The sequence below is a fragment of the Pedobacter sp. genome, from assembly GCF_037719805.1.
Lineage (GTDB): Bacteria > Bacteroidota > Bacteroidia > Sphingobacteriales > Sphingobacteriaceae > Pedobacter.
Window position 1 is genome coordinate 63,932 of record NZ_JBBJLZ010000003.1, and the last position, 21,996, is coordinate 85,927.

The window sequence follows — 21,996 nt, forward strand, 5'->3', positions numbered from 1 at the left end:
AAAAGAGAAATCTTCGCTTTGAGACAATTCCTAACTTGTGCCTGGTCCTTGTATCCTCCATTATTCCACCGTTTTTTGATTTCAAATGAGACGAGTATTTGATAATCAAGAGGCCCATTTCGTTAAATGGCCAATAACTATTCACATATATATCAACGATTTGCTTTTTAAATACGTATAGTGTATATTTACACTATACGGTCTAAAATGATTGAAACAATTAAAAGTAAGGCCTTAATGCTTCTTTGGGAGAAAGGAGATGGTAGTAAGCTGCCTCCGGTGCAGTTGAAGAAAATAAAGCTCATTTTGCAAATTATTGACGATCTAGAAGAAGTACCTGATGATCTTGCAAATTTGGTTTCGTTCAGACCACATCCTTTAAAGGGTGACCTTCAAGGATTCTGGAGCTTAGATGTTACAGGTAATTATCGAATCATCTTCCGCTTTGAAAACAAATCTGCTTTCGATTTGGACTATTTAGATACACATTGATATGAAAAGAGAGTTAGAATTAACCCATCCAGGGGAAATGTTAAAAATTGAAATTGTTGAAGGGCGCAATTTAACCATTGCTAAAGCTGCTGATTTATTAGGTGTCACCAGAACCACATTGTCTAATATATTGAATGGTAAGGCAGCTATAACTCCTAATATAGCCTTAAGAGTTGAAACGGTGTTTGGAGGGGCTGCTCGATTTTGGGTTCGTTTGCAATCGTCCTACGACCTATCAATAGCCAAAAAAGGTTTTATAGAAAATCCACCCAAAATCACACGTTATAATTTCGCCTGATGTAAATCATATCATTAAACCTCTTTGGAAGTAGAAAACCTTAAGAAGTCAAGAAATGACTAACTAAGAATTCCACCGTTTTTTTGATAATGGATCTACCTAGTTGAGATATTTAAACTCACCGCTCAGTCCTTTCAAAAATGCGGCAGTTAGGTATTCCGACGAAGTGGTACGCCATATCTAATGAACATTTCTTCCTGTGGCTATTTGTGAGGATTAAATTTATTTCTATATACATATGTATTTTACATCTAGAATTTTTGCATGTATTATTTATATTATATTGAAGCATGGTATTTAGAATTTTAACGCTATTGTTTTTTTGTTGTCTTTTTTCCAAATCTTTTTCACAGTCAACAGGAGAATTAAAAGGAACGCTCATTAATTCAGATGGTGAACCTATCTCCAAAGCAACTGTGACTTTAGTCAACCAATCTGATACTTCGGTAATCTCTTATACCTTAAGTAATCAAAAGGGAGAATTTCAACTGATAAAAATACCACACAACAGGACACTTAGGCTTTTTATAACTCATATTACAGCAGCTCCATTTATTAAAGACTTTCTTTTGGATTCAGGTAGTAGAGATTTTGGAAGGATTAGTTTGGCTTCATTAACTCTTAACGAAGTTGTAATATCTGGTGGGCTACCGATTCGTATGAATAAAGATTCTTTAGAATATAATACAGCATATTTTAAAGTTCGACTAAATGCAAATGTTGAGGAGCTCTTAAAACAGCTTCCTGGCTTACAGGTTAATATGAATGGCGAAATCTATTTTCAGGGCAGAAAAGTCTCTGCAATACGTGTTAATGATAAGGAGTTTTTTAACTCAGATTTGAAGATTGCAAGCAGAAATCTTGATGCAGATTTAATTAAAACTGTGCAAATATTTGGTGATAGAGGAAACAGTAAGCTCATAGTCAATAATGAAGCAGATTTACCGGTAATAATTAATCTAAAATTGAAAAGTAATTTTCTTCGTTCTGATTTCGGTAAAGTATACGCTAGTGGGGGTACTAGAAGCCGTTATGAAAGCGGTGTGCTTTTAAATTCATTCCGAGATACTCTTCAGGTAAGTTTAATTGGCTTTGCCAATAATATTAACAGAGGCAGTTTTGACTACAGTGAACTTTATGAATTTGGCGGGCTTAATAGAGCCGAATCAAACAGTGACTTAAACTTTGGTGGAAGAACTTATCAAGGCGTAGCAAATAATAAGGCTATAGGAGTAAATGTAAATTATGATTGGAAACGTACAAAAGCCAATTTTATGTACATGTTTAACAATGATAATAGTTTGCTATTGCAGTCTACTGCTAATGACCGTTTTTTTGATGAGATCATTCAGAACTCTTCCTCAAAACTTAACATTGGTAATAGTGCAAGTACGCACGCCTTATCTGGATTGGTTCGCCAAACCTTAAATGAAAACACGTTCTTAGAAATAAGGCCATCTATAGAACTCAAAAGAACAATAACTGATTATCGATCCGAAAGTAAAACCTTGACAAATGATACGCTATCTAATAAGAATGATAGTCAGATATCTGCCTCTATGCCTTTTTCAGCCTATCGACATAGTTTTAAGTTTGAAACTCGATTTAATAAAAAACATATTCTATCACTTCAAAATTTGATCACTTATGAGAATGGATCAAATGATGAGCGAAGTCAGGTTAATACATTTCTTATTACTCGTGATTTATTAAATCAAACTTTTAATCGGGATGTAGAAATCGGCACTTTTAATAGTAACTTCTCCCTTTCACCTAAGTATCAAGTTGCCCTGAGCAAAACATTTCTTCTACAGGTCGACCTCCTCTTTGAAAATAGCAAGAAGAAATACTCGCAAGATCTATGGCTAAAAAATGATACCCTTACCAGAACAAGAAGATATGATTTTGAAAATCGATATAATGTTAATACCAATAAATATTCATCTAGAGCTAACTTAGACTGGACTATTAAAGAAGGAATTACTGTGAGTGTTAATGCCGCCGTTGAATATAGAAAATATGATGTTAATTATGATAATGTAATTCCAGAGCAAACAAGATATTTCACTAATGTATTGCCGGGCATATCAATGCTGATTAAAGATCTTCAAATCGCCTGGCAGCGAAGTACAGTTGCCCCATCTTTCTCCCTCCTTCGAACAAGAACAGATAATTCGAACGAGTTACAGGTTAAATTACCCTTTTATGGATTTCAAAATGTCTTAAAAGATAACTGGATACTGAATTATAGAAGATATAAAGAAAAGTCTCAGTTAACTCTTGGGATGAGTGTGGATAACGAGCATGGCTCAGTAGGTTTCGAAAATTTTTATAATATTATTAATGCTGCTTATTCGACAAAAAGTTATCTAAGTGGATCTACTTGGTCAGCATACAATTATATACAGTATTTTAAATCAATTAGGGTTTCCGAATCACTTAACTCACAGATTGGACTCTCACCTGATTTTAGTCTTTATCAAAGTTATAATCGGATTAATAGTATAGAAAACAAAAACACTACTTACTTAACATCAATTAAAGCAGAAATTTCACTATTATGGAAGAATTATATAAAGGTTTATCCTAAATATAATTTGACTTACCAGACAAATAGCAATACAATTACAAATAATTCGAATTTCTTAGAACAAAGTCTTACTACCTATTCTTATGGATCTGCGTTAAGCCTTGGCCCAATTAAAGGTATGTCATTTGAAGCCTCCTATGTAGTAAAGAATCTTCCTACTAGTTTAAACGAAAGAGATAATATCAACTTACTTGACACATCCCTATATTATAATTTTAAAGGAGGGTCTCAAATTAAATTAACCGGGTTTGATATTTTAGATCAAAACACAGCTACATTCCGTACCGCACAAAATAATGAGGTCTCTTTTCAAGAGATGAATGTGCTAAAGAAATATTTTTTGTTAGGTTTTGTTTATAAACTTAAGTCTACAAAAGTTAAAAGCGAACCGGAATATTAACTGGATTATAACGTAGTTGGACTGTTTAGTGATAAATGTATGTCCAGTAAAAGAAACTTATTACTAATGACGCAGCATTCCTTCCTTTAGTGAGACAAGATTTTACTTGACTGATCCTTGGACTCTCACTTATACGACCCTTTTTTGATAATGTGAAAATAACCAGGTGCTTTATAGTTATCATACGTAATATTACATCATGACAATGACTAGAAAATGCTGGGTACCTGTAAGCTTCCCGTAAAATCAGACCATTCAAAAGTAGAATTTAGCTGCTAATATCTAGCAACAAATCAGCTGGCGTTTTAAAGCCTAGTGCTTTGTGTGGCCTATGATTATTGTAATCATACATCCATTCTTCAGCTTTTTCTCTTACTTCGTCCAGTGTTCTGAATATGTAAGCATTCAATAATTCCCTACGCATACTCCCGTTAAATCGTTCCACATATGCATTTTGAGTTGGTTTACCGGGTTGAATAAATATCAAGGTAATCTTTTTCTCATTACACCAATCCCCTAGCTTATCTGAAATGAATTCTGGACCGTTGTCGACTCTAATCATGCTTGGTAGACCTCTATACTGCTCTAACGCTTCCAATGCTCTTACAACCCTATGAGCTGGTAACGACAGATCAGGCTCGATGCACAAGATTTCCCTGTTATAATCATCTACTATGTTCAGTACTCGAAATTTCCTTCCGTCCCATAAGCTGTCGCTCATAAAATCGATTGACCATACCTGGTTGATGGCTTCAGGAGTAGACAGAATTTGTTTTACTCTGGCGGGAAGTCGTTTTCTTGCTCGCCGTCTTATATTCAATTTCATAGCAGTATAAACCCTGTATACCCGTTTATGATTCCAAAGAAAGCCTTTGCGTCTCAATCTGTGGTAACATTTCCAAAACCCAATAACAGCATGCTTTTCAACGAGCACTTTCAGCTCATCAATAATCTCATCATCATCTTTCTGCTTATGAATATAGAAACAACTACTTCGAGGAACGTTTACACATAAACACGCCTGACGATGGCTGATTTTCTTGACCATTTCTTCCACCAGCCCGCGTTTTTCATCAGACGTTAACGCTTTTTTTCTACAGCTTCTTTAAAAGTTTCATGTACCAGACTCAGATTTGCATACATTTTTTTAAGCCGGGCGTTTTCATCTTCCAGCTCCTTTATCCTTTTCAGTTCGTTAACTTCCAGACCACCATAACGCTGACGCCACTTGTAGAAGGATGCAGTGCTTACACCTAAATCACGGCATAGCTCATTAACATTCCTACCATTTTCATGTTCCTTGATTGCTTTGACAATCTGAGTCTCCGTAAATCTTGACTTTTTCATATTACACATTTAAAGTTAAAAATTCTTTTTATCGCCCGCGCTACGCTTGGTCGAGAATTCTACTTTTAAATGGTCAGCTTTTAGGGAAGCTTACATACCTTTTGTATTCTTAATAAGCTTTATTTTAAACATTCCTTTTTCCTTCAGTCAGCAAGTACAAAAATTTCAGGTTTTCAAACTTGAAAATAAAATTGGCACTGAAGAAGTTTCCTCATTAAACACAGCTGATAGCAACTCCACTCATATTGTTATTCGCACACAGGACCGTGGGAAAAAGCTATTGCTGACAAGCAACTTAACCACCAATAATTCAAAATTAAAGTTTGTTTCCAGTGGTAACACATCCCGTTTTAAGCAAGAGACATTAGATACACTGCTAGCAGTGGATGGTGGTTTTCCCCTTAGTAATAACGGATCTATCAAAATGAGAGAAATGCTCATTGCCTTTTGGCTCGAAGCTGGCAGTCCTCAGGTTGTTAAATCTAGGTTAGATGGATCGGACATTACCATTCATGAAATTAATCAATCAAATGCTCCTGCGGAGCAAAAAGGACTTAAAGCCTTTCTGATCAACCACGGACTGGATGAGGTATTCTGGACGGATACGGAAGGAAAGAGCGTATTCATGACGACCACTGATACGGAAGGGGACAAAAGAGAGGTAATCGCTGAGCAATATTTACCTCAATTCAGCTTACTAAATAACCAATCAACTCGATATTTACTGCAAGCATATAAAGAAAAAGGTAGCAGCATCGGAAAATCATATGGTGTAATTGCAATTATAGGGGGAAATATCATTGACGTTAAACAGGGCGGTGAATTGCAAAAAAACACGATGGTGCTAATAAAAAATGGCAAAATTGACTATGTAGGTGTAGCCAATAAGTCGCTAATCCCACTAGGGGCACACGTGATCGATGCTAATAATAAGTTTCTGATTCCGGGTCTGTGGGATATGCATGCTCACATATTTCACCCATCCTACCTGCAACGAGCCTTACTTTCAGGCGTTACAACAGTAAGGGATATGGGGAATGAGTTTGACTTTGTGGTGCAGCTGAAAGACCTGGTTAGCAAAGGATCTGTACCTGCTCCTAATTTATATGCGGCAGGGCTGTTGGATGGTAAATCTCCAGCTACCTTAGGCGCTATGCTGGCAACAAATTCAGAGGAGATCAAAGCAAATGTGAAGCGATACCATGATGCTGGCTTCAGCCAGATCAAAATCTACGACAGCGTCAATAAAAGGAATTTTGACCTAATTGTTGCTGAGGCGAAACGCAATCAAATGCAGGTTGTCGGCCACCTGCCTACAGGTTACACACTTAGTTATTTTATCAATAATGGATTGAATAGCCTGAGCCATATTCATTATTTTATGAATAATCTAAAATTGTCTACAGGAGATCTTCTAGCGGCAAACAAAGTCTTGTTAAATAATATGATCGCAAAGCATACCTATCTGGACCCAACCCTTAATGTTTACCGGCTAACTGGGGACAAAAAAGTAGGAGTATACTACAAATTTGTAAAGATGTTTGCAGATTATGGTATTCCTATCGTTGCCGGAACGGATAATGAAGGCACTATTTCAGAGGAAATTCAAAGTTATGTGCAACTGGGTTTAAGTCCGCTGGAAGCGATCAGATCCGCAACTATTATACCTGCAACCTTAATGGGCGCTGCTAAAGAAAGTGGCAGTATTGAAAAGGGTAAAGCCGGTGACCTGCTCATTCTGGACGACAATCCTTTACTGAATATCAGTACATTAAATAATATACGAACGATCGTCAGGGGAGAGTTTATCATCTATAAATGATAGGCATGTCAATTATTAACCATTTATCTGTTCAAGCAATTGCTTTCGGTAGTGCTGCCCTATAGGGATAACTGTTTTATCATGCATCATGAGGCCGTCTTGGTGGATCCGGTTAACATGGATTCTATTGACAAGGTAAGAACGGTGCGCTTGTATAAAGTCTCTCGAATTTAGTTTCTCCAAAATGCCTTTAAGGGTATGGTAGATGATGTGCGTCTGATTATCGGTAATGATCTTCACATAGTCTCTGCAGCCTTCTATGTAAAGAATATGCTGCTGGTTTAAATTCAGCATACCTTCTTTATCTTTTATCACCAGGTTGTGAACAGCCATGTCCGATTTTTCCCCTGATCCAATACTTGCTTTATTTATTGCTTTGGTAAACCGCTCGAATGAAAATGGTTTTAATAGATAGTCCAAAGCGCTTAATTCGAATCCTTCAAAGGCATATTGTTTATGTGCTGTAGTAAAAATGGTTTGAGGCGGATTTGGCAGCATACTTAAGAAATGGATACCATTTATCAAAGGCATTTCTATATCCAGAAATAACAAATCTATTTTAGACTTGCCTAAATATTCAAATGCTTCTACGGTATTCCTGAATTTGGCTTTAAGCTCTAATCCTGGCGTTTGAGAAATATAATGTTCCAATACCTGATGCGCAAAAGGTTCATCGTCTATTATGACACATTTCATCTATAAATCTATTTTAAGTTCTACAATATACTGATTGTTGATTTCTGTCATGTTTAACTGGTACTGTCCTGGATAATATAGTGCTAATCGCTTGTTGATGTTTGCTAGTCCAATACCGCCCTTTTTTTGTTTTGATGTGGTTGAAACTGGTTGAAGTGTGTCATTTTTGATGAGGAAAGTTATGTTTTTCAGCGTTATAATGACCTCCGATCCTACCATTGCTTTGTTTTCAAGCTTGTGTTTACCATGTTTGAAACTGTTTTCAACTAATGGCAAAAAAAGCATTGGTGGTATTTTAATATCAGCATTCAGTCCTGTGATTTTAAAAGAGATATCTGCATCTGGAAATTTCTTCTGTTCCAGTTCGAAATAACCTTCCAAAAATACAAGCTCATCTTTCAAAGGCACCATTTCCTGATCGCAGTCATATAATATGTACTGCATCATCTGCGATAGCAGCAGTATAAATCTTGAGGTATCTTTTGAATTGCTTAAGCTCATTCCATACAAACTGTTGAGTGTATTGAATAAAAAATGTGGTTGTAATTGGTTTTTAAGCATGGCTAGCTGCAGCTGCAAATGGTCTGTTTCTATTTTATGGCGACGAAGTTCATTTTGGTAAGAGAAACGGGAAAGTGCTATGCACAGGAAAGCGATCACATCAGTCATCACTATATTGAGATCAAGGGCTGGGTTTTGCTGTAAATTAAGAAAATAACTGTGCTCGGTCATCCCTTTAGATAGCATGACAAATAAACTGGCGACAGCAAAGTCATTCAATTTAGCTATTACGATAAAGTAAATTACGGTTACAACAAGCAGCCAGAGGTATTTTTTTCGATCCAGCAATTCCGGTGCTGCCCATCTGTAGTAAAAGATTATATAAACTGTTGAGCATATACTGTATAAACAAAGCGTGAGATAAGGAAAATTTGAATCAGGTATATGAGGCAAGTGTGCGCTATCCAGATGATAGGAATACTTATAGACACATACGTAGAGCAACCAAATTAGAATTTCAAATACAGCAGGAAAGGTTATTGATTTCTTAAACACCTTATAAAAGTCGTAGAAATTATTGACCATTGCCATCAGGTTTCGATAAAGGGCTGTTTTTGCCCGACTAAACCTGCAATTCCCTATTTGGTAGTGTGAATTTTAAGCCTGGTCGAAATTTTAGTAAGCAGGTATTTTTTCCAGGTTTCTTTGTGATATAAAATTAGAAACTATGAAACGTCAACTACTTACTTACCTAACTACTTCGTTGCTTACCATTTCAGGTTTAAGCGCTGGGTTTGCACAATCTGTTCAAAACAATGATGCACCAGCTTCAAATGATCAAAACACAATAACAGAACAAAGCCGTCCTATAAAAACCAAACGTTCTCTTATAAAGGATAGCACAACTGGTCTTGAATACAAAGCCTTGAAATCCGTCTCTACAGACCGGTATGAAAATTTCAGAAAATCTATCAAGCCACTTATTGTGCAAATGAGCACAAAGAAAATTGTGGCATTAGGAGAAGGCACACATGGTACCGCCGAGTTTTATAAAATGCGTTACTGGATCTCCCGCATCCTGGTTGAGGAGAAAGGGTTTACCCATATTGCTTTTGAAAATGATTTCAGTGATGGTTGGTATATCACCAAAGGACTAAACGAAAATGCTGATTTAAACGTGCTGATGAAAAAGCATATGCTAAGTATCTGGCAAAATGAAGAAACGAAGGAAATGCTGACCTGGCTCAGAGATTACAACAGCAAACATAAAAAGAAAGTGGTGGTTAATGGAATCGACTATGTGATGTTAACCAGGGATGTAGAATTATTAAAGGAGATAATTGGGGAGAAAGTTAATTCGGATCTATTACTGGCCATTAAAAAGCTAGCAATCCCAGCAGCCTTACAGGATTCGGCCTGGAATGGGATGAACCTTAAGGAATTTAAGTTTGACTGGAAAAAAATGTACACCAGCAGCAGAAACGGTTATTTATTTGCTGATTCTATAGACAAACAGCTGAGTAAACTAGATATCTTGCCCGCCGTAAAAGCAGAGAGCCATATCGCTTTAACCAACATCATGCAGGGTTTTGCACCATTCTATGAAGTTACTGCTCAAATTACTCGTGATAGCTTAATGGCTGTTAATACTGCCCTTATTCTAACTGCGCCAACAGACAAAATGATCATTTGGGCGCACAACGGACACGTGGCAAAAACGGGCATCTATAATAACGAAGTTGGGGGTGCCGGGGGATATCTGTTAAAAATGTTCCCTAATAATTATTTTGCGTTAGGAACAGGCACTGCTACGGGAACTTTTGCTGCTACAATAGAGGCTCGTGATACCTACACTAACCCTATGAGGTCCTATCCTTTGGAGAACCCGATTAAAGGCTCTTGGGAGGAACTATTAAGCAAGAATAAGACACCTGTGATGTATTTCAATCCTGCCGATTTTAATATTGAAAAATTAGTTAAACCTTTACGTTTTGTAGGGTATACACCAAAAAGCGGACCTTCAACCTACGATAAAACCAATATGAGTGACTTGTATGATGCCTTCCTTTTTATAAAGGATTCACATGCAGCGACTCCTTTAAAATAAAAAAACTCGGTTCAGTTTCACTTTTACCTAATCTATTCGACGGCCTAGGCAGGAGTGAAATAAATGAAGCTATCTATTAAGCCCTTATAGGGAAGGGCATATCATTATTCCCTCCTTTTTTTAAGATGGCAATCATTAATTAACCTGTACTAGCTTTACGGCAAAAAGAGAAATCTTAGCTTTTAGATAATTCCTATTATTCCTGGTCCCTGAATCCTCCATTATTCCACCCTTTTTTGATAAACACGTAGTGCGTTCATTGCTTCATATAATTTGCCAAATGAATTGTTGGACTAGCTATTATTGCAGTAAAATTATCTTTTATTTAAACACCTACTTCAAATGTGGATCTCCCAACATTAATGTGAAAGATTGCTCTCGCTCCATTTACACAAGCCGTTTAGAATACTAAATAGCGATTTACCTTTTTCTGTCAAGCTGTATTCAACTTTTGGCGGTATAACCGGATAAGATACCCGCTTAATAGTACCTGTTTCTTCCAGCCCTTTGAGCTGTTGTGACAGCATTTTCTGAGTTATGCCGCTAATGGATTTATCTAATTCGCTAAATCTCATCGTTCCCTCCTGAAAAAGCAACCACAAAATAACGGGTTTCCATTTTCCACCAATCTGTTCCATAAACAGAGTTATTGGACATTCCTCACCACCCCAAATTTTTTTTTCAATATTTTCCATTTTTATGTAGCTGTTAATCAACGTTTCAGTCGTGAAGGTAAGTACCAAACCAAATGGTAAGTACTTGCCTCAAAGATAGCTATTGCTTTACTTTGAGCCAAATAAATTCAATAATGAAAGAAGTATTAATTATCAATGCCCATCAAAAATATGACGGAATTAGCGAAGGCGGGCTTAACAAAACTCTTGCTCAACAAGCGAAATCATTTTTTCGTGAACACGATATACGGGTGTCCGAAACTATTATAGACCAGGGTTATGATGTTGATGAAGAAGTCGAAAAGCATCTATTAAGTGATCTTATTGTTTTGCAAACACCAATCAATTGGGCTAACCTACCATGGTCTTATAAAAAATATGCCGATGAATTATTTAACAACGGGCTATTTAGCAAAAGGATGGCGACCAATGATGGCAGGGTGCTGGGCGATCCCTCGAAGCAGTACGGCTCCGGTGGTTTAATGACTGGCAAAGCAATGTTTATTTCAGCTACATGGAATGCCCCGCAAGAGTGTTTTGAAGATAATGAACAGCTATGGATGGGAGGCGGATCAGCTGACGATGTTCTGCTTAATGTTACGCTTAATTACAAGTTCTTCGGTTATGAGATTCTTCCCGGTTACCATTGTTTTGATGTATTAAAAAACCCTAAACCGGAACATTATTTTGAGGGCTATGGAACTTATTTAAATAATACCCTACAACAGCTAAAAGCAAAAAAATAACGAATAAATCATGAATACAGAAAATTATACACCTGACATGGTAGAACCTATCAGTTCAGCAACGCTCGAAGCTATCCAAGCATTCTATAAAGCCTGGCAAACAAATGACCTGACAATTATTGATACACTTTTTAGTCCAGACTGGCAGGACATACCGATGGCTCCAGGGCAAAAAGTAGGACCTGAAGGATTAAAGAACCTGATTACATTTTTCCGCCAAACCTTTCCGGACATAAAAATAACCATGCAGGACATATTCGGCACAGCTGAGCGTATTGCAGTACGGGCGGAAATGACTTTTACGCATGACAAAGAATTTATGGGCATTTCACCTGTAAACCAAAAAGTAAAAGTATCTATGATGGAATTACTTCACCTTAAAGATGGCAAGATCACGCATACCTGGCATCTTGAAGATTGGTTTGGGTTGTTCATGCAAAGCCGTTTATCAGAAAACCTTAATCGTCCCTAACCATGAAATATAATTATGTTGGAAAAACTGGCTTGATGGTTTCCGAACTTTGTTTTGGAACTATGACCTTTGGTGGCCAGGAAGCAGGAATGTGGAACAATATTGGTCAGTTACAGCAAAAAGACGTTAACAAAATGCTGGAGGCAGTGATTGGATCTGGTATCAATTTTATAGATACCGCCGATGTTTACTCTTTTGGCCAGGCTGAACAACTGCTGGGCCAGGGTCTGAAAGATCTCCAGATACAGCGTGATGAGCTTGTTATAGCTACCAAGGTACTGGGTAAGATGAAACAAAACCATAACAGTTCAGGACTTTCACGCTACCATATCTTCAATGCTGTCGATGATAGTTTGAAGCGCCTCCAACTCGACCACATTGATATTTTATATGTCCATGGAGTAGATTTTAAAACTTCGCTCGAAGATATTGTACGTTCCTTAAATGATGTAGTTGAAAGCGGAAAGGTGCGCTATATCGCTATTTGTAATTGGCCGGCCTGGATGGTCGCTAAAGCGCAGGCAATCGCACATTATAACGGTTGGCATAAATTTATCGGTCTTGAGTATTTCTATTCAGCGGTAACACGTGATATTGAACATGAACTAGTCCCAATGGCGAAAGATCATGACCTTGCCATTTTCCCATGGAGTCCACTTGCCGGAGGCTTTTTATCAGGCAAATATACTCGTGAGGGGACAGCAGAAAATGATTCTCGAAGGACCAATTTTGATTTTCCCCCAATTGATAAGAATAAAGCTTACGATCTGGTCGATGTAATGAAAACAATCGGTGATAATTATCAAGCAACCACTGCACAGGTAGCGCTTGCCTGGGTCAGGCAGCAACCTAGGGTTACTAGTACAATCATTGGTGCTACGAATATAGAACAGCTGCAGTCTAACGTTAGTTCAACCGATTTATGTCTAAGTGCAATTGACCTTTTAAAAATTGAAGAAGTCAGTCCCTTGCCTAAACAATATCCCGGCTGGATGATAGAGAACCAAGATAAAGAATTAAGAAGCTAATTAAACACAAAGTTAAATTTAATGATAGTTCTGCCCTGGAACGTGGGTACATGTACCAGAGCAGGGTTTCGATAGTTATTTACAGCTAAAAAGAAGGTTTACCGTGATCTCCTATCATTATTCCCCTCCTAAAAAAAGATAGCCCTGGCTGATCTGACTTTAATTAAAGCTTTACGGCAAAAAGAGAAATTTCGGTTTGTGTGACAAATCTGAGTTGTACCAAATTGTATTCTCCATTATTCCACCGTTTTTTGATAATGATTGACTGAAGGGTATTTATGCATTTTAAATTTGTTAAACATTTTTAGTTATGTGGCGTATATTAAGGAAACTAGTTAAACGCTTGCTCATAATTTAAATAAATCTATAAAGATGCAAGGTGATCTAGGTATTGTCTAGCACTTTCGTCAATACGTTCCCTTGTGGTCTGCAATTCCATCCCATAAAGAATAAAGGGTGGACGGTAGTCCGCCTTGATATAATTAAAGGTCAATTCAAAAGGTGCTAGTAAATTCTCCATTGTGTACTTGTACTTACCCGTTGGCTGGTAACCATCTTTATCGATACCAGTACTGATTGCAAGTGCAATCTTTTTGCCCTCTAATGCAAAACTACTGTTCGATCCGAAAGCCCAACCCTCAACCAATACTTCATCAAGCCATTGTTTAAATAATGGAGGGCAGTTAAACCAGAAAAATGGAAATTGAAATACGATTTTATCAAACTTTTCTAAAAGTTGCTGCTCCTGTTGAACATCAATTTGACCGTTCGGATAAGCAGTATACAGGTCGTGGATTATATATGTTGCAGGAAATTTCTTCAATTCATCCATCCACCGTTTGTTGACAAGAGAATGATTGAGGTCGGGGTGGGTAACTATAATTAGTGTTTTTGATGATATCATGTTCATATTTTATTTAAATAATTGTAAAATGCAAAGACGTTTAAGTTTAATTATTAACTCTTCGCTTGTAGATAACACGAGTACTATGAGGGCTATGTTACAAATAGGTCCTTTGCGGAATATTTATAAACTGTGATCAATAAAGGCCGCTTGGATTAAAAAGGAAAACGTTTCAGTAGCTTCTTTCTCACTGCATTGTTCATTAAGCATCATTGCCGAAAGGGCTTCACCTGCTCCAACCAGCCCGACGCAGCACCGATGTAATTCTGCGGAAGGTAACGAACTGAAAGGTGCAAGGGTTGATATAAATAACTGAACATATCCAGCCAGCAACTCTTTTTGAACCTTTCCCATTTCTTCACTACCTAACAGTGCAGCGCCTACCGCATGCCATTCCCCCCCAGTATCAACAGAACAATGAATGTAAGCTGTCGCGAGCATGTCTGCTGTATTTTTTGAGTTATGCAGGCCACTTGTCAACGCAGCTCGCAAGGACTGTATTTGCCGCTCATCGAGGTATGTGTAAATTGAGGTTAATAATCCAGAACGAGTACCGAAATGCTCGTATGTTATTGGCTTTGAAACGCCTGCCTTAGTAGCTAAATAGCCTAACGTTAGACGGTCTGCTCCTTCGGATCGAATGATTTCGAGCGCAGTTTCCAATAGTTGTACCCGACGTTCTTCCTTTGGTAATTTGCCACTCTTCGTCAATTGTTTTATATGATTCATTTAGCAAAAGTAATAATAATAAAAAATATTTACAAAAAGTAACCTACCGCTTGTAAGTTACCAAAAGTAAGTTACCTTTGTGGTGTAAAAATTATTATTATGACAAATAAATCTGTGTTCCCGGTTGACAAGCATAAAAGACTTAGCTCGTATAAACCTGAAATTAACTTGGCTTTTAAGGCAGCTGTTCGTGCTTGGGATTTAAAAAGTATGCTTGAAGAGCTCCGTAATGGCGCTGAAATTAACCAGCCTGACCCTGAGGGGTTAACGCCCCTGATGATTTCATCAGGACTGGGTGAATTCCATATGACACAGCTGCTTTTAACAGCTGGTGCAAACGTCCATGTTATTGAGCCCCGAATGGGTGCCACTGCGCTACATAAGGCGGTACAATCCGGAAACCCTGATGTTGTTAGTCTACTTATTGACAACGGTGCTTTTATTGACCAACAGACACCTATCCTGGGTAACACGCCGCTGATGGACGCCGTGCTCCATAAGCACGAGGCTGTGGTAGAGCGCTTGCTGCAGCGTGGTGCACGAATGAACATTATTAATTGTTGGGGCCAGACTGCTTTGGACATAGCCAAGGCAGACAAGCTTACTGGGATTACAAGTCGTCTGGAAGCGCAAATCCAAACAAATGACTTTGCTGTTGAAAAACTGAAATTAGTTGCAGCCGTCAAAGCAGGTAATGTTCAAGAGGTTAAGCATCTTATTTCAATAGAGTATCCGGTTGACGAACAAGTACCAATGGTCGGTAACTTGGACGATAACTACACACCACTTGGTATCGCAGCTAGAGAAGGATATGCAGAAATAGCACGTATACTACTGAATGCAGGAGCAGATCCGCGAAGGTTGATAGGTAAGATGGGTGGTATGGCGCTTCATGATGCGACTTATTTTGGTCATGCTTCAATTGTAAGTATGCTGACAGAAGAAAAAACGAAGAATAATTCACAGGTCTTTGGTCTTAATGTACAAGGGGCCTACAATGGCCTTTCTGCTCTCCACGATGCAGTCTGGCATGGGCATTTGTATGTAGCACAGGCCTTGGTAAAAGCTGGGGCCCGTTTAGACCTAAAAAGTCACACAGGTGTAACTCCTTATGAGCTCGCCGTGCTCTATGGCTACAAAGATCTTGCAGAATTTTTGGATGACGCTAACAAAGAAAATATTTCAGGCAAATAAAACAATGTAGAATCAAGCACAGCCAGATACTGTGCATCACATTTATTAAATATAATCCTATGAATAACTCAAAGAACAACTCAATTTATCCACACCCTTTTTCATTTTCCGATTCCGCACTGAACGATTTGCGTGAACGATTGCTGCGCACGCGTTGGCCCGATCGCGAAACTGTATCTGATTGGAGTCAAGGCGTTCCACTAGCCTCACTGCAGGCGCTGAGCAAATATTGGCTTGAGAGCTACGATTGGCGTAAATGCGAAGCGAGGCTGAACTTGCTTGAGCCGTCGAGAACGCAAATTGACGGGATGGATATCCACTTTCTTCACTTACGCTCTCCTGAACCGGATGCAGTACCACTGATTCTGACGCATGGATGGCCTGGTTCTGTGATAGAATTTCTTAAAGTTGCACCAATGCTTGCAGATCCTCGGGCTTATGGAGGTGATCCCAAAGATGCATTTCACGTCGTCTTGCCTACTATGCCTAACTTTGGTCTATCTGAGAAACTTACGACACCTGATTGGTCGCCCGAACGAATAGCAGCCGCGTGGGTCGAATTAATGCACCGGCTCGGATATGATGGCTTTTTTGCACAAGGTGGCGATTGGGGTTACGCCATCACAAACGCATTAGGGGGTATTGGCTTACCTGCTGTACGTGCTGTCCACTTCAATATGTTCCCGATATTTCCCGGCATGCAAGCAAAAAATATGCAGGAGGAGCAAGCATTGCAGCGACAAAAGGCGTTTGCTGAAAATGAAAATGGCTATATGACACAACAGATCCAGAGTCCGCAAACGGTGAGTTACGGCCTTACGGATTCACCAGTCGGTCAAGCGGCCTGGATCTACGAGCTTGTGGCAAAATATACTGACGGTAATGCTGAAGAGTTAATTGGACGGGAGGAAATTCTTGACAACATCACGTTCTATTGGCTCACAGCAACTGCAGCATCTTCAGCGCGCATTTATTGGCAGAGTATGCGTAAATTTAGAGAGCATAAGATTTACGTGCCGGTTGGTTACAGTCAGTTCCCACGAGATATCCACCAGAGCACTAAACGGTGGGTACAAGAACGGTATCCCACTCTTATACATTATAATGAGGTGGAAGCAGGCGGCCATTTTCCAGCTTGGGAGAGACCTGAATTATTTGTTAAGGAAGTACGTGATAGCTTCCGTCATTCCCGTAGATAATTACTAAAATAAAAGCCCGTGCCAGTTATTGCGTTTATTCAAACGACTTTTATTAATTAGGAGAATTGTTTGCGAAGCGAGATCATAATTCATTTTTAAAAAACGCATAGCCTTGAGGTTATGCGTTTTTTGCAGGATTCATGTGGGTCCGAAATTGATTACCAATATTAAACAGATTTCGCTTAAAATCGATGGGGAAGAGATTATCAACAAGTCAAGCACTGCCATGGGCAGCACTAGTAAATACATATTCAAAAGTTTATTGTTATTCCCTCCCAATTTAGTAACTCGAAAAAGCAAGTGTCTCTTTATTCCACCATTTCTTGATCAAAACTATTTGAGCGATTATTCCTAAACAAACTTATTTTGTTATTCCCAATTCCTATTTTCTTCCTACAAGGAAGAAATGATCTACAAAAAGAAATAAAAAAAATACAAATATTGTTGTCGTATATACTATCTTTGCAACAACAAAAAGATATAATATGAGAAAATTAACATTTGCATCACTACAGGTGAAAAATTTGGAAGCATCAAAAGACTTCTATGAAAAAAAATTAGGATTTGAAATCGGCGACACTAACCCACAAGCCTGTGTTTTCAAGTATAATCAAGGAGAAGCAAGCTTTGCGATTCGTACACCTCTTGAACCACTTGAAGGAAAAGAAATGGGAATTGGCGTAGCTCTCTGGTTTGCCATTGATAAAAACGTAGATGAACTGAAAGCGGAATTTATTGCGAATGGAATTTCAACCGCGGAGCCAATTATAGAAACACCTTTTGGCAGAGCATTCCATGTTAAAGACCTTGACGGCTATAAACTAACCTTTTTGGAATCCAAATAACAGTACATCATTCACTATTAAACACTCAAAAAACATGAACAAAATATTAATTACAGGAGCCACAGGTGACTTAGGGAGTAAGGTTATTAGTTTTTTAAAAGAGAAAACTGAAGTTGGTAATCTGGCTGCTTTAGTAAGAGACGAACAAAATGAATTGGCAAAACAATATGACAATGATGGCATTGAAGTAAAAATTGGAGACTATGCCAACTTAGAAAGCTTGGAGAAAGCATTTAAAGGCATTGATTTATTATACTTTGTTTCAGGAGGAGATGATGATCAGCGCTCAAAACTTCATAAAAACGTTGTTGATGCTGCAAAAACAGCAGGTGTTAAGCAAATTTTATATACCAGTGGAGTAAGAAAAGACGAAAGTGATTCTTCTCCGCTAGCAACGCTTATGGATTCTCATATACAAACAGAAAATTTCATCAAAGCATCTGGAATAGCCTACACAATACTTAAACATAATTTGTATGCCGAAGTAATCGAAATGATGATTGGAGATAGGAGTCAACTACTAAAAACCAAAACCATCTATTTGCCTGCAGCAGCTGGGTTAACCTCTTTTGTGCCTAAAAAGGATTTAGCGGAAGCAGCAGTAAATATTCTTCTGAATCCTTCAGCTTATGTAAATACAATATTGGAATTTAATGGAAGTGAACAAATTACTTTTTCGGAAATTGCTGAAAAAATCTCTGAGATCTTGAAAGAACCTATCCGGTATATCTCTCCGGAAGTAACTGAATTTGAAGCAAAAATGAATAACATTGGGTTGCCAGGTCATGTTATTGAAATACTGAGCACTTTCAGTTTAGCCATTGCCAAAGGTGAGTTTGACCAAAAATCGACTAATTTGGAGACGATTTTAGGACGAAAGACAAAATCACTTACCGAATTTTTAAAGGAAGCCTATAATTAAAAGAGATTCTAAATGGAAGAAATTAGTAAAAAGTATTGGATAATTGTAGCATCAAAAGACCATGTAAAAAAAGGAATTACTGAGGGAATTGCACAAGCTTGTCACGGAAAATCTTCCCCTTTAAAACGAATGAGAAAAGGAGATTTTGTAGTATACTATTCAGGAAAGAAAACGATGGGTAAAGCAGATAAATGTCAGGAATTTACAGCAGTAGGAAAGGTGTTAGACGATGATATATATCAGTTTCAAGTTTCTGAGGACTTTTGCTCTTCAAGACGCAACATTGAGTTTTTCCAATGTGAAGACGCCTCTATTCTTCCGTTAATTAACAATCTGGAATTTATCCAAAGCAAAAAAAGTTGGGGTTATCCATTTAAGTTTGGTTTCTTTGAAATTACCGAGCACGATTTTAACTTAATATCTACCCAAATGCTTCAGCCTAATCATGCCTAAAGAAATCGATTTTCATTTTAAAAGTCCAAGCGACAGCCCGGGGTATTTGCTTGGACAACTCACGATGCTTTGGCAACGGAAACAAAAGAAGGTACTAGACCCTTTGAACTTAACCCAGACGCAATTTGCATTGTTGGCAGCACTAGGCTGGCTTTCAAAAAACAGCAACGCAGTTACACAAGTTGATATAGCCAACCAAAGTAATGCGGACAGAATGATGGTATCAAAAGTATTGCGCACATTAGAAGACAAAGGGTTCTTAACACGAAAAGAACACGATACCGACACAAGGGCAAAAATAATTAAACTGACCCCTAACGGAGAAGCGATTTTGCATAAAGCGCTTATCGAGATCGTAAACGCTGACTTAGAATTCTTCGCTATGCCTGATCTGGATCTTTCTAAATTTAATTCTACTATGTCCAAATTAATTACACAAAACAAAGAAGATTAGCATATAATGGTAACTCAAATTAACTGATGAGTATCTATGTTGCACTGTAAATTTGGTAAACCAAATTTAATAAACATATCTTGAACAAGCCTGTATTTAATAGGCTGTAGACGGGTATCTATATCATAAAGGTTTAAGCTTTAAACCAGTACGGCACCCAAGTTGAGTTGGGTGCGCTTATATTCAATTTTAAATTGGTTTAGCATCTGCTGGCGGATTTTGAAGATCCTCAAGTTTTATAGTTTTGCCAAATACACCCCAGTTTGATTCTGGTACATCTCTTATAACGATATACACTGGTGCGAGTTCGTCGAATTTAAGTCCAGCATGTCTTTGAATGGAGGTTGTAAATTTCTGGATAAGCAATTGTTTTGATTATTTATCTAAGCCGCCTTCGAGCGCATTTACTTCGAGGCTGATCACTTTGGTCCCTCCAGACATTCCGCCATGATACACATTAATATAAATCCATACCGTGCTGCGAACAAAGGGAGTATTCGGTAAATTTCCACCTCTAAGGCGAGGGCCGTTAGTTCCGCTGCAAGATCGTCTTTTGCCCTAGCGGTAAACGTTTCTACCGGACAGTTCAAATAAATTTTCGGCATAAAAAACTTGTTAAGTGAAATAAGATCGTTTTATTGAAAGTCTGTGGATAGCGTGATTTCCTTATTAGCTTCGATACCTTCCTGCAACATTTGTATTTTGTAGCCAGCAAATTGCAGTGCATTTGATCCTAAAAGTAGACGAAGAGGTGGTTCGCTTACTTGGGCCATTTTAATGATAACCTCACCTATTTTTTGAGGGTCGCCATTTTTTTGCCGTGTAAGCAATTCAAGCTTTAAAAGGATTAAATAATCGTAAATCATTGCAAAGATTACTAGTTTAATACATAATTGAAATTTTGAATAAATTTGAATTATAAAACTAGGTTAATTTTTTTCCAGCTTAAACTATGTTCCTTTGTAGTTGCCAATTAAGTAGGTCTTAAACATATTGGCAGTTTTTTATGAATACTCAAATAACTATAGAAGAATCAGTACGCCAATACACTCATGCTTGGAATCAAGAGAGCCCTGCAGCCATCCGAGAAGCACTCTCTACATGCTGGTCTGATAACAGCACTTATATCGATCCGCAGACTTCTATGGCAATAGGAGTTGATCAGTTAGTGGAAGTGATTTACAACTCTTACAAAGAGTTGCCCCAGAGAAAGTTTAATTTAGTTTCTCAAGCAGACTGTCATCACGGTCGCGGTCGTTTTAGCTGGGAACTTATTATGGCTAATCAGGATGTCGTGGAAGGAATGGATTACTTTGAATTCAATGAAAAAAATCAAATAACCAGTATCGTCGGTTTCTTTGGCCCTTTATTATAAACCTGTGAAAAGGAACAAAGTAACTTGAATATGAGTAACCAAAGCACATGATTTCACATGACCTCATAATGTCGAATTTTGCAATGCATATTAGTCTTAATGCTCAAGAGAAGGATTACATAAAGTCATTGTTGAAATATACACTTTTTGCTAAGAATACCCCATTATTAGCCGCTGGTGAGAAATGCAGGAACATTTATTTTGTTCAAAAAGGATGCTTGCGAGTTTTTTATGCCGACCAGCTTGGCATTGAACATAATATTTACTTTGCTCCGGAGAATTGGTGGGCTGTGGATATGTCAAGCTTCTCGAAGCAAACTCCAGCATTCTCTTCGATAAGTACAATAGAGGAGACTATAGTTTATTTTATTGATTACTCAACCTTAGAAGAACTTTATACCGCGGTACCCAAGTTTGAGCGCTTCTTCCGTATTTTGACGCAAAACGGATTTGATATGTACCAAGGTCGAATTACCACCAGCCTTTCACAAAGCGCAGAAGAGAGATATATGCAGTTTCGAAAACAGTATCCGGGTTTAGAACAGCGAATAACGCAAAAGCACATTGCATCTTACCTCGGTATTACTCCGGTATTTCTAAGTAGAATTCGTAAACGGAATCAGCTTCATAGAATGTAGGATTTCCGGCTATATTCTAACAAAATGGTTTATAATGTATATCATGTTAATTTGTTTGAGTGATAAATACGATCGTTCTCTTGTACAGCCTGAGGAGTCTGAGGTTTAAA

The 21,996-nt window shown here is 38.0% G+C and carries 24 protein-coding genes; 16 read left to right on the forward strand and 8 right to left on the reverse strand.

Annotation, left to right across the window (positions count from 1 at the left end):
* Positions 1 to 207 precede the first annotated feature (207 nt).
* The 3 genes from WKF66_RS09850 (at position 208) to WKF66_RS09860 (ending at position 3,780) form a co-directional block, all read left to right on the forward strand.
* Positions 208 to 492 (forward strand): type II toxin-antitoxin system RelE/ParE family toxin, encoded by a 285-nt coding sequence (locus WKF66_RS09850; RefSeq protein ID WP_489674277.1) that lies wholly within the window; start codon positions 208 to 210, stop codon positions 490 to 492.
* Between the two features lies 1 nt (position 493).
* Positions 494 to 790, forward strand: coding sequence for a HigA family addiction module antitoxin (locus WKF66_RS09855; protein ID WP_489674278.1), 297 nt, complete (start codon positions 494 to 496; stop codon positions 788 to 790).
* A gap of 290 nt (positions 791 to 1,080) precedes the next feature.
* The gene (locus tag WKF66_RS09860; protein ID WP_489674279.1) at positions 1,081 to 3,780 is read left to right on the forward strand and encodes a carboxypeptidase-like regulatory domain-containing protein; all 2,700 of its coding nucleotides are present in this window, start codon (positions 1,081 to 1,083) and stop codon (positions 3,778 to 3,780) included.
* A gap of 268 nt (positions 3,781 to 4,048) precedes the next feature.
* On the opposite strand, the gene WKF66_RS09865 is transcribed toward WKF66_RS09860, so the two are convergent.
* Positions 4,049 to 5,127 (reverse strand): IS3 family transposase gene (locus WKF66_RS09865; RefSeq protein WP_489672741.1). Its coding sequence is split into 2 segments (ribosomal slippage): positions 4,049 to 4,866 and positions 4,866 to 5,127, totalling 1,080 coding nucleotides; the frame shifts between segments, so codons are not numbered across the junction.
* Positions 5,128 to 5,173: 46 nt separating this feature from the next.
* Here WKF66_RS09865 and WKF66_RS09870 point away from each other — a divergent pair.
* Positions 5,174 to 6,949, forward strand: coding sequence for an amidohydrolase family protein (locus WKF66_RS09870; protein WP_489674280.1), 1,776 nt, complete (start codon positions 5,174 to 5,176; stop codon positions 6,947 to 6,949).
* Between the two features lie 15 nt (positions 6,950 to 6,964).
* Here WKF66_RS09870 and WKF66_RS09875 read toward each other — a convergent pair whose 3' ends face one another.
* Positions 6,965 to 7,645, reverse strand: coding sequence for a LytR/AlgR family response regulator transcription factor (locus WKF66_RS09875; RefSeq protein WP_489674281.1), 681 nt, complete (start codon positions 7,643 to 7,645; stop codon positions 6,965 to 6,967).
* Positions 7,646 to 8,731, reverse strand: coding sequence for a sensor histidine kinase (locus tag WKF66_RS09880; protein WP_489674282.1), 1,086 nt, complete (start codon positions 8,729 to 8,731; stop codon positions 7,646 to 7,648). It abuts the gene before it with no gap.
* Between the two features lie 142 nt (positions 8,732 to 8,873).
* On the opposite strand from WKF66_RS09880, the gene WKF66_RS09885 reads away from it, so the two are divergent.
* A complete protein-coding gene (locus tag WKF66_RS09885) occupies positions 8,874 to 10,253 on the forward strand; it encodes an erythromycin esterase family protein (RefSeq protein ID WP_489674283.1) in 1,380 nt (459 codons plus the stop codon).
* A gap of 359 nt (positions 10,254 to 10,612) precedes the next feature.
* On the opposite strand, the gene WKF66_RS09890 is transcribed toward WKF66_RS09885, so the two are convergent.
* A complete protein-coding gene (locus WKF66_RS09890) occupies positions 10,613 to 10,948 on the reverse strand; it encodes a winged helix-turn-helix transcriptional regulator (protein ID WP_489674284.1) in 336 nt (111 codons plus the stop codon).
* 113 nt (positions 10,949 to 11,061) lie between these two features.
* Here WKF66_RS09890 and WKF66_RS09895 point away from each other — a divergent pair, with 113 nt between their 5' ends.
* From WKF66_RS09895 to WKF66_RS09905, 3 genes are read left to right on the forward strand one after another with little or no spacing between them, the layout of a single operon-like run.
* On the forward strand, positions 11,062 to 11,673 hold the full coding sequence (locus WKF66_RS09895) for an NAD(P)H-dependent oxidoreductase (protein WP_489674285.1): 612 nt from the start codon (positions 11,062 to 11,064) through the stop codon (positions 11,671 to 11,673).
* A 10-nt stretch (positions 11,674 to 11,683) separates the two neighbouring features.
* Positions 11,684 to 12,145 carry an ester cyclase gene (locus WKF66_RS09900; protein WP_489674286.1) on the forward strand — a complete coding sequence of 154 codons (462 nt, stop codon included), beginning with the start codon at positions 11,684 to 11,686 and terminating at the stop codon, positions 12,143 to 12,145.
* 2 nt (positions 12,146 to 12,147) lie between these two features.
* Positions 12,148 to 13,173 carry an aldo/keto reductase gene (locus tag WKF66_RS09905; RefSeq protein WP_489674287.1) on the forward strand — a complete coding sequence of 342 codons (1,026 nt, stop codon included), beginning with the start codon at positions 12,148 to 12,150 and terminating at the stop codon, positions 13,171 to 13,173.
* Positions 13,174 to 13,537: 364 nt separating this feature from the next.
* On the opposite strand, the gene WKF66_RS09910 is transcribed toward WKF66_RS09905, so the two are convergent.
* Both WKF66_RS09910 and WKF66_RS09915 read right to left on the reverse strand, forming a co-directional pair.
* Complete coding sequence (locus WKF66_RS09910; RefSeq protein ID WP_489674288.1) at positions 13,538 to 14,077, reverse strand: NAD(P)H-dependent oxidoreductase; 540 nt, start codon at positions 14,075 to 14,077, stop codon at positions 13,538 to 13,540.
* Between the two features lie 123 nt (positions 14,078 to 14,200).
* On the reverse strand, positions 14,201 to 14,788 hold the full coding sequence (locus WKF66_RS09915; protein WP_489674289.1) for a TetR/AcrR family transcriptional regulator: 588 nt from the start codon (positions 14,786 to 14,788) through the stop codon (positions 14,201 to 14,203).
* Between the two features lie 117 nt (positions 14,789 to 14,905).
* Here WKF66_RS09915 and WKF66_RS09920 point away from each other — a divergent pair, with 117 nt between their 5' ends.
* The 6 genes from WKF66_RS09920 to WKF66_RS09945 all read left to right on the forward strand — a co-directional run bounded on the left by WKF66_RS09920 (position 14,906) and on the right by WKF66_RS09945 (position 19,873).
* On the forward strand, positions 14,906 to 16,000 hold the full coding sequence (locus WKF66_RS09920) for an ankyrin repeat domain-containing protein (RefSeq protein ID WP_489674290.1): 1,095 nt from the start codon (positions 14,906 to 14,908) through the stop codon (positions 15,998 to 16,000).
* 59 nt (positions 16,001 to 16,059) lie between these two features.
* A complete protein-coding gene (locus tag WKF66_RS09925) occupies positions 16,060 to 17,199 on the forward strand; it encodes an epoxide hydrolase family protein (protein WP_489674291.1) in 1,140 nt (379 codons plus the stop codon).
* Positions 17,200 to 17,684: 485 nt separating this feature from the next.
* Positions 17,685 to 18,044 (forward strand): VOC family protein, encoded by a 360-nt coding sequence (locus tag WKF66_RS09930; protein ID WP_489674292.1) that lies wholly within the window; start codon positions 17,685 to 17,687, stop codon positions 18,042 to 18,044.
* Between the two features lie 34 nt (positions 18,045 to 18,078).
* The gene (locus tag WKF66_RS09935) at positions 18,079 to 18,966 is read left to right on the forward strand and encodes an SDR family oxidoreductase (protein ID WP_489674293.1); all 888 of its coding nucleotides are present in this window, start codon (positions 18,079 to 18,081) and stop codon (positions 18,964 to 18,966) included.
* A 12-nt stretch (positions 18,967 to 18,978) separates the two neighbouring features.
* Positions 18,979 to 19,419 carry an EVE domain-containing protein gene (locus WKF66_RS09940; protein ID WP_489674294.1) on the forward strand — a complete coding sequence of 147 codons (441 nt, stop codon included), beginning with the start codon at positions 18,979 to 18,981 and terminating at the stop codon, positions 19,417 to 19,419.
* Positions 19,412 to 19,873: a MarR family winged helix-turn-helix transcriptional regulator gene (locus WKF66_RS09945; RefSeq protein WP_489674295.1), complete on the forward strand. Its 462-nt coding sequence runs from the start codon at positions 19,412 to 19,414 to the stop codon at positions 19,871 to 19,873. The genes WKF66_RS09940 and WKF66_RS09945 overlap by 8 nt, the downstream gene beginning before the upstream one ends.
* A 419-nt stretch (positions 19,874 to 20,292) precedes the next feature.
* Here the strand turns inward: WKF66_RS09945 and WKF66_RS09950 are convergent, their stop codons facing one another.
* Both WKF66_RS09950 and WKF66_RS09955 read right to left on the reverse strand, forming a co-directional pair.
* Positions 20,293 to 20,478, reverse strand: a complete 186-nt coding sequence (locus tag WKF66_RS09950; protein WP_489674296.1) for a hypothetical protein — start codon at positions 20,476 to 20,478, stop codon at positions 20,293 to 20,295.
* 30 nt (positions 20,479 to 20,508) lie between these two features.
* On the reverse strand, positions 20,509 to 20,739 hold the full coding sequence (locus tag WKF66_RS09955) for a hypothetical protein (protein WP_489674297.1): 231 nt from the start codon (positions 20,737 to 20,739) through the stop codon (positions 20,509 to 20,511).
* Positions 20,740 to 20,879: 140 nt separating this feature from the next.
* On the opposite strand from WKF66_RS09955, the gene WKF66_RS09960 reads away from it, so the two are divergent.
* Positions 20,880 to 21,248: a nuclear transport factor 2 family protein gene (locus WKF66_RS09960; RefSeq protein WP_489674298.1), complete on the forward strand. Its 369-nt coding sequence runs from the start codon at positions 20,880 to 20,882 to the stop codon at positions 21,246 to 21,248.
* Between the two features lie 47 nt (positions 21,249 to 21,295).
* Positions 21,296 to 21,886, forward strand: coding sequence for a Crp/Fnr family transcriptional regulator (locus tag WKF66_RS09965; RefSeq protein ID WP_489674299.1), 591 nt, complete (start codon positions 21,296 to 21,298; stop codon positions 21,884 to 21,886).
* The last annotated feature ends 110 nt before the right edge of the window (positions 21,887 to 21,996 follow it).